Below are 12,463 nucleotides of genomic sequence, written 5' to 3'. Positions count from 1 at the left end.
CCACGAGCCCGGCCGGCGGCGCCTCGCCGTTCTCAGTCCTCGTCGGCGTCGTCCCGGTCGTCGTCCCGGTCGTCGTCCGCCGTGACCGCGGCCGTCCTCAGGTCGACCCGCCAGTCGCCGTTCACGGTCTCCACGTCCCAGCCGGCCGTGCGGTCGTCGTCGTCCAGGCTCAGCGAGGTGACGGCGCCCTTCGCGGAGGCCGCCTCGGCCGCCTGCCGCGCGTCGACCGAGGCGCCCTTCAGCGCGCGGCGCTCGTCGGCGTCGTCGTCCCGGCCGTCGTCGTCCTTGTCGGTCTCCTTGCCGAGGACCTTGCCCGTGCCGGCGTCCACGTGGACGGTGTAGGAGGTCGTGCCCGTACCCAGGACGTCGACCTCCCAGCTCCGGTCGTCGTCCAGGTCGGCGGAGACCGCTGTGCCCGGCTGCGCCTTCAGCGCGGCGTCGATCGCCTGCACCGCGGTCACCTTCGCGTCCCGCGCGGCGGCGCGCTCGCTCCGGTGGTCTCCGGCGTCGTCCGCGAGGGCGATCGCGGTTCCGCCGCCGGCCACGGCCACCGCGGCGACGGTGGCGATCACGATGATGCGCTTCATGGGGGTCCTCCAACCCGGCGTGGTTCGTTGCGACGGACCCACTGTGCGGAAGACGACCTGAAGGCAGCCTGAAGCCACCTGAAGCCCTCTTCAGCTTCGGTTTGCGAACCTGGCCCCATGAGACTGCTCATCGTCGAGGACGAGAAGCGGCTGGCCCTGGCCCTGGCCAAGGGCCTGACCGCCGAGGGGTACGCCGTCGACGTCGTCCACGACGGCCTGGAGGGACTGCACCGGGCGAGCGGAGCGCCGTACGACCTGATCGTGCTCGACGTGATGCTGCCCGGCATGAACGGCTACCGGGTCTGCTCCGCGCTGCGCGCCGCGGGCGACGACGTGCCGATCCTGATGCTGACCGCCAAGGACGGCGAGTACGACGAGGCCGAGGGCCTCGACACGGGCGCCGACGACTACCTCACCAAGCCGTTCTCGTACGTCGTCCTGGTCGCCAGGATCCGGGCGCTGCTGCGCCGGCGCGGCGCGGACCGCCGGTCCCCCGTCCTCGACCTCGGCGGGCTGCGCGTGGACACCGCGGCCCGGCGGGTGCACCGGGGCGAGGAGGAGATCGTGCTCACGGCCAAGGAGTTCGCGGTCCTGGAGCAGCTCGCGCTGCGCGCCGGCGAGGTGGTGTCGAAGGCCGAGATCCTGGAGCACGTCTGGGACTTCGCCTACGCGGGCGACCCGAACATCGTCGAGGTGTACGTCAGCACCCTCCGCCGCAAGCTGGGCACCTCCCTGATCCGTACCGTGCGCGGCGCCGGGTACCGCCTGGAGGCGCGATGAGCCGCCGCTGGTTCGCCTCGGTCCGGGCCAGGGCCACGCTCGGCGCGACCGCGGTGGTCGCCGTCGCCCTGGTCGCCGCGGGCATCGCCGTCCTGCTGTCCCTGCGCGGCGACCTGACCGGCCGGGCGGACGGCGAGGCGGACGCCGTCGCCCGCCAGGTCGCCGGCCGGATCGCCACCGGTACCCCGTACGCGGCGCTCGACCTGCCGGACGGCGAGGAGAACCCGGTGCAGGTCGTCGACCGCGACGGCCGCGTCCTCGCGGTCAGCGAGGGGCTCACGGCGATCAGCGGGACCGGCGTCCCCGGTGTCGTCCCGGAGGCGAGCCCCGGGACCGGGCGGGACGCCGACGACGACGCGGACGACCCCGAGCCCGGCGAGATCGGGGGCACGCCCTGGCACGGGCAGGGCAGCGCCACCGTGGACGAGGAGAGCGACGACTACCGGTTCTCCCGGGTGGAGGTCACCGACCCGAGGGACGAGACGGTCCTGGTCTACGCGGGAGCCTCGCTCGGGGCCCAGCGGGACGCGGTGTCCACCGCCGCCACCGCCATGCTCCTCGGACTACCGCTGCTGCTCGGGGTGGTGGCCTGCGTGACCTGGCTGGTGACCCGGCGGGCGCTGCGGCCCGTCGAGTCGATCCGTGGCGAGCTGGCGGAGATCACCGCCTCGCAGGATCTGTCGCGCCGGGTCCCCGAGCCCGGCACGCACGACGAGGTGGACCGGCTGGCCCGGACCACCAACGAGACGCTGTCGGCCCTGGAGTCCTCCGTGGAGCGACAGCGCCGGTTCGTCGCCGACGCCTCGCACGAGCTGCGCAGCCCCCTCGCGAGCCTGCGCACCCAGCTGGAGGTGGGTGCCGCCCACCCGGAGCTGCTCGACGTCCCGGGCGCGGTCGAGGACACCGTACGGCTGCAGCACCTCGCCGCCGACCTGCTGCTGCTCGCCCGGCTCGACGCGGGGGAGCGGCCCGTCGGCGCCCCCGTCGACCTCGCCGTTCTCGTCGCGGAGGAGGCAGGAGACCGCCCGGGCGTCACGGTGGAGAGCGCGGAGCCCGTCGAGGTGACCGGCTCCCGCGGCCAGCTGGGGCGGGTGCTCGCCAACCTGCTGGACAACGCGCGGCGGCACGCCCGCGCCGAGGTGACGGTGACCGTGCGGAGGATGGGGGACCTGGCCGTGGTCGAGGTGGCCGACGACGGGCCGGGGGTGCCGGTGGCCGACCGCGAGCGGATCTTCGAGCGGTTCGTGCGGCTCGACGACGCGCGCAGCCGGGACGAGGGCGGCGCGGGGCTCGGTCTGGCGATCGCCAGGGACGTCGCCGTACGGCACGGCGGCACCCTCACCGTCGGTGTGTCACCGGCGGGAGGGGCGCTGTTCGCACTCCGCCTGCCGCTCGCGGACTCCCGTTAGCCGCGCGGCACCCGTCAGGGCTTGCCGCGGCGGCCCCGCAGCTGCTCCGCGACCGGCTTCAGCGACTCGTGGAGATCGCCGAGGGCGTCCGGGGTCAGCTGGTCGATGAAGTGCCTGCGCACGGACTCCACGTGGTGCGGGGCCACCTTGCGCATGGTCTCCATGCCCTCGTCGGTCAGGACCGCGTACAGGCCGCGGCGGTCCGACTCGCAGTTGACGCGGCGGACGTACCCCGCGTTCTCCATGCGGGTGATCTGGTGCGAGAGCCGGCTCTTGGACTGCAGCGTCGCCGTGGCGAGGTCGCTCATGCGCAGCCGCCGTTCCGCCGACTCCGAGAGGTTCACGAGGATCTCGTAGTCGTTCATGGTCAGGCCGAAGGGCTGGAGGTCCTTCTCCAGCTGGTACGTCAGCATCCGGAAGACGTCCAGGTACGTGCGCCACGCGCACTGTTCGGCGTCGGTGAGCCAGGGGGTGGCCGTCTCGGTCTCCATATATGGATTCTACCTAAGAAGTTGAAAACTGGACGAAGTCAGGGAGTGTGACACCAGGCACCCGGGCCCGACGTACGGGGTGCAGACGTTCGAGGACGTCACACTCCGCAGACTACCGGCTACAGCCCGAAGCGCCGCTGGAGGTCTCCGAGCTGTCCGGGAAGGCGCGGTGCCTGGCCGTGCGCCCCGTGGCCGGAACCGTGCGCCCCGGGAACGCCGCCCGGGACCCCGGGCTGCCCGCCCACCTCGCCGATCGCCCGTTCGGGCATCAGCAACTCGGTCGACTGGAGCAGTACCGTACCCGCTCCCACGAACTCGAACTGATGCTCCTCGCCCGAGGTGCCGCCGATCCCCGTCAGCGCCCGCACCCCGCCCATCACACCCGTCATGTAGCCGTGGTCGTAGTGGTGGCACGGGGACGGGCAGTCCGCCCAGCCCACCAGCGCCTGCGGGTCCACCCGCATCGGCGGCTCCATGAAGACCACCGGGCCGTTCGACGCCGCCACGAACTTGCCCGTGCCGATCAGCGTCACGAAGCCCGGCACGATCGACTGCTTCAGCGCCAGCGTCGGCTGGTAGGCGAGCAGGTTGCCCGAGCGGATCGTCAGATTGCCCTCGTCCAGGTCGAACGAGTTCACGTCGAAGGCCCGGTCGGCGAGCAGCATCTTGCCGCTGCCCTCCGCCACCACCCAGTCGCTCGCGTGCAGCGGCGAGTGGAAGGACGTACGGACCAGCCGGTCCAGACGCCCGTGGCCGATGCCGTTGAAGTCGATCCGCCCGTAGTAGGCGATCATCTTCCCCTTCTGCAGGAACCACTGGGAGCCCTTGAGCTCCACGCAGAAGGTGTACGGATTGACGTTGTCGTCGGACGGGAGCGAGTGCGGGTCGAGCACCACGGGACCGGTCACAGCTTCTCCTCCGAGGCCTGCACGTACACCGCACCACTGCCGCTCAGCTCCAGCTGGAACGCCTCGCCCGAGCCGCGCCCGACCATGTCGCGCCAGCCCAGCGCGGTCGAGAGCTTGTTCCGTACGTCGCCGTGGTGCGCGACGTAGGCCTGCGGGTCCACATGGACCGGGCGCCCCGGCGTGATCGGCAGCTCGATCACGCCGCCGTGCGCCATCACCGCGACCGCTCCGTGGCCCTTGAGCGTGGTGGTGAAGAGCCCCTGGCCGGTCACCTGGCCGCGCACCATGCCCATGACCCCGCCCTGGGAGCCCATGAACATCGTGCCCTGCTGCAGGGTGCCGTCGAAGGCGAGCAGCCGGTCGGCCTCGACGAACAGGGTGTCGCCGGTCAGCTGGATCACCTGGATGTGGTGGCCGCCGTGCCCGAACATCACCGTGCCGTTGCCCTCGACCGTCATCAGCGGCGTCGCCTCGCCGGCCACCCGGCGGCCGAGCATCGACATCACACCGCCCTGGCCGCCGGCCATGTTCGGCGTGAAAGTGACGTCGCCGCGGTACGCCAGCATCGCGCCGCGTTGGCTGAACATGCGCTGCCCGGGGATCACCTGGGCCTCGACCATCCTCGAGTTGATCTCACGGAACGGCATCAGACGTCGCCCCCGATCGTGTTCCGCTCGCTCGGCTGGACATAGACGAGTCCGTCGCCCTCGAAGCGGATCTGGAAGGCCTCGCCGCCGCCCTCGCCGAGGAGCGTGCGGAACGTCACACCGGACTGGAAGCTCTGCTGGAGGTTGCCCTGGTGGGCGACGTACGCGCCGGGGTCGACGGAGAGCGGGTACTGCGGGGTCACGCGCAGCACCACCGCCGGGCCGTCGGACATGATCGCCGCCTGGCCCGTGCCCTCGACGGTCGTGGTGAACAGACCGTTGCCGGTCGCGCCGCCGCGCATGCCGGTGAAGCTCGTACCGGTGCGAAGGCCCGCGTCCGTGCAGAGCAGGTTGCTCGCCTCGACGTAGAGCTTGTCGCCGTGCAGGGAGACGAGGTTGATCTCGGAGGCGCGGTCGGCGAACCAGCAGGTCCCCTGGCCCTTCACCTCCATCACCTCCATCTGCTCACCGGTCAGCCGACGGGTGACCATGCCGCGCAGGCCCTCGCCGCCGCCGGACATCTTCTTGAAGGCCATCTGGCCGTCGTAGGCGACCATGGAGCCGTTTTTCGCCTTGACGGCGTCGCCGGTCATGGAGACGGCGAGCACTTTGCTGCCTTGGAGTCGGAACGTAGCCACGGAGGGAGATTACGGGCCCCCCGCCTAAAGAGACAGCAAAGTCGGCATGCACAATGGACCCGCCCATCCTTGTGCATCCGTTCACAAGATCGAACGAAGGTGACCCCCTCCCGTGGACATCAAGACCGCCTCCTCGCTCCACCGCCTCCGACTCGTCTCCGCGCCGGAGGCCGTCTCCTTCCTCCTGCTGCTGGTCTGCTCGGTGCTCAAGCGCACCACGGACTTCAACGCCGTGCCGGTGATGGGCGCGATCCACGGCATCCTCTTCATCCTGTACGTGCTGTTCTGGCTGGACGCCTGGAACCGCACCAAGTGGCAGTTCAAGACCGCCGCCCTCTACTTCGTGCTCTCCGTGCTGCCCTTCGGCGGCTTCTTCGCCGAGCGCAAGCTCAAGCGCGAGGCCGCCGACGCCGTCATCGCCTCCCGCGCCCGGGGCGAGGGCAAGGTGAACGCCGCGTGATCGTCGCCTTCTCGGTCACCCCGCTCGGCGTCGGCGAGGAGGTCGGCGAGTACGTCGCCGACGCCGTCCGGGTCGTCCGTGAGTCGGGGCTGCCGAACCGCACCGACGCGATGTTCACCTCCGTCGAGGGGGAGTGGGACGAGGTCATGGACGTCGTCAAGCGCGCCGTCGCCGCCGTCGAGGCGCGCGCTCCCCGGGTCTCCGTCGTCCTCAAGGCCGACATCCGACCCGGTGTCACCGACGGACTGACGAGCAAGGTCGACACCGTCGAACGTCACTTGAACGGCTGACCCGCCTCTACCGCGCCGACGAGCCCCCGACCCCTCAGGGCCGGGGGCTCACCCGTACGCGCGGCGAGAACAACTCGCTCGGACGACTCCAGTCGACACGCCGATGCTTCTCCCTTTTTGTGGGGGTATCGACCCGTTCGACGACAGCTGGAGGCACCGTGCGGCCGCGAGGCTACGACTACGACACCTACAGCCGACTCGCCGGTCCGCTCACGGAACCGGAGACAGCGGCCTACACGGTGCAGTACCGGAGTCTGCTCTCGAAGGAGCCGCACCGAATACGTGCCGTCCTCCTGATGAGCCTGGCGCCGGTGCTCTCCGCGCTGCTGCTCGTCTACCTGGTCTGGCCCAGCCACTGGACCGTCCGCGAGGGCGGCGACCGATGGCTCGTCAGGTTCGACACCGTGATGCTCGTGTCGATCGGGCTCATCTGCTTCTTCATGCTGGTGAACGTCACCTCGATCGCGCACGCCACGATGGTGGCCCGCGACCCGATACCCGTGTACCCGCAGAAGGGCACCCGGGTCGCCTTCCTCACCACGTACGTCCCGGGCAAGGAACCCCTCGCCATGGTGCGCGGCACCCTCGAAGGGGCCGTCCGGCTCCGGCACCGGGGCACCCTCGACGTCTGGCTCCTGGACGAGGGTGACGACGAACGCGCCAAGGCGCTCTGCGCCGAACTGGGCGTCAAGCACTTCACCCGGGCCGGCGTCCCCGAGTGGAACCGCAAGAAAGGCGTCCACAAGGCCCGCACCAAGCACGGCAACTACAACGCCTGGCTCGCGATGCACGGGGACGCGTACGACTTCTTCGCCTCCGTCGACACCGACCACGTCCCGCTCCCCAACTTCCTGGAGCGGATGCTCGGCTTCTTCCGCGACCCGGACGTCGCCTTCGTCGTCGGACCGCAGGTCTACGGCAACTACACCTCGCCCGTCACCAAGGCCGCCGAGTCCCAGCAGTTCCTCTTCCACGCGCTGATCCAGCGGGCCGGCAACCGCTACCACGCGCCCATGTTCGTCGGCACCAACAACGTCGTACGGATCTCCGCCGTCAAGCAGGTCGGCGGGCTCTACGACTCCATCACCGAGGACATGGCCACCGGCTTCGAGCTGCACCGGAAGAAGAACCCGCGCACCGGCCACTTCTGGCGCTCCGTCTACACCCCGGACGTGCTCGCCGTCGGTGAGGGCCCGGCCTCCTGGACGGACTTCTTCACCCAGCAACTGCGCTGGTCCCGGGGCACGTACGAGACGCTGATCAAGCAGTACTGGAAGACCCCGTTCCGGGTCCCGCCGGGCCGCTTCCTCAACTACACCCTGATGCTCGTCTACTACCCGATGACGGCCGTCAACTGGTTCCTCGGCATCCTCAGCTGCGTCCTCTTCCTCTGGCTCGGCGCCTCCGGGACCCAGGTCTCCTCCGCGGTCTGGCTGATGATCTACAGCGACGCGGTCGCCCTGCAGATCGGCCTCTACCTCTGGAACCGGCGCCACAACGTCTCGCCCCACGAGCCCGAGGGCTCCGGCGGCCTGGCCGGCATGGCCATGTCCGCGCTCTCCGCGCCGATCTACCTCAAGTCGCTCGGCTCGGCGGTGCTGCGCACCCGGGGCCGCTTCGTCGTCACCCCCAAGGGCGGCGAGGCGAGCCCCGACCGGATCCTGACCTTCCGTATCCACCTCTACTGGGCGGTGCTCCTCATCGCCTCACTGCTCGCCTCCGTCCACTTCCAGCACACCCACGCCGCCATGCGCACCTGGGCCGTGCTCGCCCTCGTCATCTCCCTCTCCCCGGTGGCCGTCTGGACCTGGACCGTCCTGCGCGCGCAGCGCAGCCGCCAGGTGCGCGCACAGGCGCGGGCCCGCACCCGTGCCCGCCGCCTCACCCCCGCCCACGAGAGCGTCGAGGTCCGCGCCGCCGCCACCCCGCACTCGCCCTCGGCCACCGCGCCCGCGCCCACGACGACCGGAGGGAACTGAGCCATGGCCTACCGGCCGTCGAAGAAGCTCAAGAAGACGCTGTTCGGCAGCGGCGCCGTCGTGGTCCTCGCGGCCCTGAACGCACCCGCCGCGGTCTCGTTCGTCGGCGAGAAGTACCACGCGTACAAGATCGCCCAGCCCGGCTACAAGAAGCGGTTCGGCTCCTGGGCGCCGGTCGAGGTGCCCGCCGGGTACAGCGTCAACGCCATCCACGCGGCGCTGCTGCACACCGGCAAGGTGCTGCTCATCGCCGGCTCCGGCAACGACCAGAAGAAGTTCGACTCGGGCACCTTCGACACCATCCTCTGGGACCCGAAGGAGAACACCTTCAAGAAGATCCCCACCCCCGAGGACTTCTTCTGCTCCGGCCACACCCAGCTCGCCGACGGCCGCCTCCTGGTGGCCGGCGGCACCGCCCGCTACGAGATCCTCGACGGCGAGGTCAAGCGCGCGGGCGGCGGGATGCGGGTCAAGAACGAGAGCCCCGACAAGGCCGTCACCCTCAAGAAGGGCACGGTCTTCCGCTCCCCGTCCGGGGTCGAGTACGTGTCGAAGTTCGACGTCACGGTCCCCAAGGCCAAGCGCGACTTCGAGATCTCGTACTTCAAGAGCGGCCAGATGAAGCCCTGGAAGACCAAGGTCACCGCCGCCGAGGCGCGGGTCTTCGTGGAGGCGCGGAAGGAGGGCGCGCAGGCGCTCACCACCCAGGCCGCGCAGTACGAGGTTGTCGGCCTCAAGGGCGAGGACGCGGACAACGTCTACGGCCTCGCGCAGCGGCTCACCACCGAGAAGCAGGACTTCCAGGGCATCAGGGGCGCCTACGAGTTCGACCCCAAGGCGGAGAAGTACATCCCCGTCGCCCCCATGAAGGACGCCCGCTGGTACCCGACGCTCGTCACCCTCCAGGACGGCAAGGTCCTCGCGGTCTCCGGGCTCAACGACGTCGGCGACGTCGTCCCCGGCGACAACGAGATCTACGACCCGAAGACCAAGAAGTGGTCCGAGGGCCCCTTCCGCTACTTCCCCACCTACCCGGCGCTCTTCCTCACCAAGGGCGGCAAGCTGCTCTACACCGGCTCCAACGCGGGCTACGGCCCCGCCGAGAAGGGCCGCGAGCCGGGGCTCTGGGATCTGAAGAAGAACTCCTTCACCAAGCTGGGCGGACTGACCGACCCCGACCAGCTGGAGACCTCCGCCTCCCTGATGCTGCCGCCCGTCCAGGACCAGAAGCTCATGGTCCTCGGCGGCGGCGGGGTCGGCGAGTCGCCGAAGTCCACCGCCCGTACCTCGATCATCGACCTCTCGAAGGAGACCCCGGCCTTCAAGGACGGTCCGGCGCTCCCGCAGGGCACCCGCTACCTCAGCAGCGTCCTCATGCCCGACGACACCGTCTTCACCACCGGAGGCTCGGTGCAGTACCGGGGCGCGGGCGGCAGCGACATCCTCAAGGCGCAGTTCTACAACCCCCGCGCCAACGCCTTCTCGGCCGCCGCCGAGCCGACGGTCGGCCGCAACTACCACTCCGAGGCGCTGCTGCTCCCCGACGGCCGGGTCGCCACCTTCGGCTCCGACCCGCTCTACGGCAACCAGGCCAACACCAAGCTCGGCAGCTTCGAGCAGCGCATCGAGATCTTCACCCCGCCCTCCCTCCACCGCGCCGGCACCGACCGCCCCGTCCTCGGCGAGGGCCCGCAGGAACTCGACCAGAACGGCCGCGTCACGATCCGCACCGAGGACGCCGCCCGCATCACCAAGGCCCGCCTGATGCGCCCGAGCGCGGTCACCCACACCACGGACGTCGAACAGCGCTCGGTGGAGCTGGGCCTGAAGAAGACGAAGGACTCCATCACGGTGGACGTCCCCCTGGACCGCACCCTCGTTCCCCCCGGCTGGTACATGCTCTTCGTCACGGACCAGGACGGGAGCTCGTCGGAGGCGAAGTGGATCCAGGTGGCCTGACGCCCCCGGACGTCAGGCCTTCGCGCGGCGGGCCAGGCCCAGGGCGTAGTCGGGCCACCAGGTGCCGGCCGACGGGCCGCCGCGGCAGGGGCCGTCGGAGTCGCCGGGGCGCTTGATCCACAGGTAGGCGTCCACGAGGTCGTCGCCCGTGCGGTCGGTCGGGGGGACACCGAGGGCGCGGCCCGGTGGGTTGCACCAGGCCTCCTCCCGGTTGCCCGGGAGGGGGCCGTCGCCGTTGCGGCTGGTGTCGACGGTGAAGTGCGTGCCGCCGAGCAGCCCGGAGAGTTCGGCGCCGAAGCCCTTCACGGTGTCGTTGGTCTGGAAGTTGGAGACGTTGAGCGAGAAGCCGTCGGCCCGGTCGATCCCCGCGCGGCGCAGCGGCTCGACCAGCTTGCCCGGGTCCTCGATCCAGGCCGGGTTGCCCGCGTCCAGGTAGACCCGGGTGTTCGGCTGGCGCTTCAGCCGGTCGATCGCCTCGGAGAGCAGCTGGAAGCGCTCGTCGTGGTACTGCGCGGGCGTGCAGCCGTCCACCGCGTGCGGCACCGCGTCCGGCTCCAGGACCACGATCGCGGGCGCGTCCCCGATCGCCGAGGCGAAGGAGTCGACCCAGGTGCGGTACGCCTGTCCGTCGTGCGAGCCGCCCGCCGAGTACATCCCGCAGTCCCGGTGCGGGATGTTGTACGCGACGAAGACGACGGTCCGCCCGTCGGCGGCGGCCCCGCGCACCGCCTTGGTGATGTCGGGTACCGGATCGGCGCCGTCCGGCCAGTCCGCGACCGGCCGTTCCGCGATCCGCTTGAGCAGCCGCGCGTCCTCCGTGCGGCCCTCCGACTCGTACTGCCGCACCTGCCGGGCCGCGTCGCTGTCCGGGTCGACCCAGAACGGGGAGCCGCCGGTCGGGGCGACGGTCTCGGAGCGGCCGGACGGCGGGCCGACGGGCGTGCGGGCGGAGCTGTCGTCCTCGCCGCAGCTCGCCACGCCGGTCATGATCAGGGCGGTGGCCAGGGCGGCGGCGGTGGCGAGGGCGATGCGGCGGGACAACACCGGATCATCGTGGCATAACGGTCAGACGGTGGGTGGGTGCGACACCGGGGAGCCCGTCAGGGCCATCCCGATCGGCGTGCGCTCGTACAGCACCTGGTGGCCGTAGCGGCGCGAGGTCAGCAGGCCCGCCTCCCGCAGCACGGACAGGTGCGCCGACACCGAGGACGGCGCGAGGCCGAGGCGGTGCGCGAGCGCCGTCGTGCCGGCCGGCTCGTCCAGCGCGCACAGCACGTCCGCCCGGGCCCGCCCGAGCAGCCGGGCGAGCGCGTCGGGGGTCCGGTCGCCCGGGGACTCCGTCCACAGGCCGCCGATCCCGCGCACCGGGTAGGCGACGGTCGGCTGCCAGGGCGGGTCGAAGCCGCTCACCACGTCCGGCCAGGTGAAGACGGAGGGCATCAGGACCAGGCCCCGGCCTTCGAGGGCGCGGATGTGTTCGCCGCGGTATGCCACCGTGAGCGTGGCGGTGTCCGGCCGCCAGGCGAAGCCGGGATGGAGTTCGGCCAGCAGCCGCTCCAGGCCGCCCTCGGCGAGCCTGCGCGAGTGGTACGCCACGTCCGCCTCCAGGAGCGCCCGCAGCCGGGCCCAGTCCGGCGCGACCAGGGCCTCCCAGGACGCCTGGAGCAGGTCCGCGAGCCGCTCGACGGTGCCCGCCGGATCGGCCAGCATCCGCCGCCCCTCGTCGGAGGCGGCGGCGCCCGGGGTGTCGGCGAGCGCCCGCGCGAAGTCGTCCCGGGCGAGGGCCGGATCGGTCTCCCGTACCGCCGCGATCTCCTCGTCGAAGGAGCAGGCGGGCCCCAGGGGCGGCGGGCCGATGCAGTCGGGGCTGTGTCCGCGCCGCGGCATCAGCAGATGCAGCGGCCGGAGGTCGAGCCCCTCGGCCGCGCCCCGGATCCGCCGCAGCCAGGGCAGGTGGTACCCCTGCTGCCGGGGCCGCGCGAGCACGCGTACGGCGCCCAGCGTCTCCCAGAGCGGCGAGAGCGCGAACCGGACGCGGAGGGTGTCGGCCTCGCCGAAGTGGAGGTGGTACGGCATGGGGGCGCGGCTCCACGGAGGCACATGGAAGATTCGGGTGGAGCCGAAAGTCTAGGTGGGGGAGGCCGCCGACGGCAGGCTGCGCCCATGCCGAACGACGACACGAACGCCGCGCCCCCGGGCCGACAGCCCGACCCCGCCGCCCGCCCCGGCGGAGCGGATGCCCGTCGCGGCCCTCGGCAGCCGTCCGACGCCGCCGCCCCGGCCTCGGCCGGCTCCGTGAAGCCCGGTCCCGCCGC

Annotated in this window: 13 protein-coding genes; 6 read left to right on the top strand and 7 right to left on the bottom strand. The window is 71.5% G+C overall.

The annotated features are described in order from the left end of the window. Positions 1-32: 32 nt before the first annotated feature. Positions 33-587: a PepSY domain-containing protein gene (locus tag AB0E14_RS37910; protein WP_362429501.1), complete on the bottom strand. Its 555-nt coding sequence runs from the start codon at positions 585-587 to the stop codon at positions 33-35. 117 nt (positions 588-704) lie between these two features. Here AB0E14_RS37910 and AB0E14_RS37905 point away from each other — a divergent pair, with 117 nt between their 5' ends. Together AB0E14_RS37905 and AB0E14_RS37900 are read left to right on the top strand one after the other, a co-directional pair. Beyond that, entirely contained in the window at positions 705-1,367 is a 663-nt protein-coding gene (locus AB0E14_RS37905) for a response regulator transcription factor (protein WP_362429498.1), read from the top strand. Further along, positions 1,364-2,776 (top strand): HAMP domain-containing sensor histidine kinase, encoded by a 1,413-nt coding sequence (locus AB0E14_RS37900; protein ID WP_362429495.1) that lies wholly within the window; start codon positions 1,364-1,366, stop codon positions 2,774-2,776. Before AB0E14_RS37905 ends, AB0E14_RS37900 begins: the two co-directional genes overlap by 4 nt. Before the next feature lie 14 nt (positions 2,777-2,790). Here the strand turns inward: AB0E14_RS37900 and AB0E14_RS37895 are convergent, their stop codons facing one another. The 4 genes from AB0E14_RS37895 to AB0E14_RS37880 form a co-directional block, all read right to left on the bottom strand. Further along, entirely contained in the window at positions 2,791-3,267 is a 477-nt protein-coding gene (locus tag AB0E14_RS37895) for a MarR family transcriptional regulator (RefSeq protein ID WP_362429492.1), read from the bottom strand. 119 nt (positions 3,268-3,386) lie between these two features. Then, positions 3,387-4,175, bottom strand: coding sequence for an AIM24 family protein (locus AB0E14_RS37890; protein WP_362429489.1), 789 nt, complete (start codon positions 4,173-4,175; stop codon positions 3,387-3,389). Beyond that, positions 4,172-4,822: an AIM24 family protein gene (locus tag AB0E14_RS37885; protein ID WP_362429487.1), complete on the bottom strand. Its 651-nt coding sequence runs from the start codon at positions 4,820-4,822 to the stop codon at positions 4,172-4,174. The genes AB0E14_RS37890 and AB0E14_RS37885 overlap by 4 nt, the downstream gene beginning before the upstream one ends. Continuing rightward, positions 4,822-5,460 carry an AIM24 family protein gene (locus AB0E14_RS37880; protein ID WP_362003753.1) on the bottom strand — a complete coding sequence of 213 codons (639 nt, stop codon included), beginning with the start codon at positions 5,458-5,460 and terminating at the stop codon, positions 4,822-4,824. The genes AB0E14_RS37885 and AB0E14_RS37880 overlap by 1 nt, the downstream gene beginning before the upstream one ends. A gap of 112 nt (positions 5,461-5,572) precedes the next feature. On the opposite strand from AB0E14_RS37880, the gene AB0E14_RS37875 reads away from it, so the two are divergent. The 4 genes from AB0E14_RS37875 (at position 5,573) to AB0E14_RS37860 (ending at position 10,148) form a co-directional block, all read left to right on the top strand. Next, positions 5,573-5,920, top strand: a complete 348-nt coding sequence (locus tag AB0E14_RS37875; protein WP_362429484.1) for a DUF3817 domain-containing protein — start codon at positions 5,573-5,575, stop codon at positions 5,918-5,920. After that, positions 5,917-6,210 (top strand): MTH1187 family thiamine-binding protein, encoded by a 294-nt coding sequence (locus tag AB0E14_RS37870; protein WP_362429481.1) that lies wholly within the window; start codon positions 5,917-5,919, stop codon positions 6,208-6,210. Before AB0E14_RS37875 ends, AB0E14_RS37870 begins: the two co-directional genes overlap by 4 nt. A 158-nt stretch (positions 6,211-6,368) precedes the next feature. Next, a complete protein-coding gene (locus tag AB0E14_RS37865; RefSeq protein ID WP_362429478.1) occupies positions 6,369-8,189 on the top strand; it encodes a cellulose synthase catalytic subunit in 1,821 nt (606 codons plus the stop codon). Positions 8,190-8,192: 3 nt separating this feature from the next. Then, positions 8,193-10,148 (top strand): kelch motif-containing protein, encoded by a 1,956-nt coding sequence (locus tag AB0E14_RS37860; RefSeq protein WP_362429475.1) that lies wholly within the window; start codon positions 8,193-8,195, stop codon positions 10,146-10,148. 12 nt (positions 10,149-10,160) lie between these two features. On the opposite strand, the gene AB0E14_RS37855 is transcribed toward AB0E14_RS37860, so the two are convergent. Beyond that, entirely contained in the window at positions 10,161-11,189 is a 1,029-nt protein-coding gene (locus AB0E14_RS37855) for a glycoside hydrolase family 6 protein (RefSeq protein ID WP_362429504.1), read from the bottom strand. Positions 11,190-11,213: 24 nt separating this feature from the next. Further along, entirely contained in the window at positions 11,214-12,224 is a 1,011-nt protein-coding gene (locus AB0E14_RS37850) for a DUF5937 family protein (RefSeq protein ID WP_362429472.1), read from the bottom strand. Positions 12,225-12,463 lie beyond the last annotated feature (239 nt).

The sequence above is a fragment of the Streptomyces sp. NPDC047981 genome, from assembly GCF_040653315.1.
GTDB lineage: Bacteria > Actinomycetota > Actinomycetes > Streptomycetales > Streptomycetaceae > Streptomyces.
This window is presented reverse-complemented; position numbering and strand designations above follow the sequence as displayed.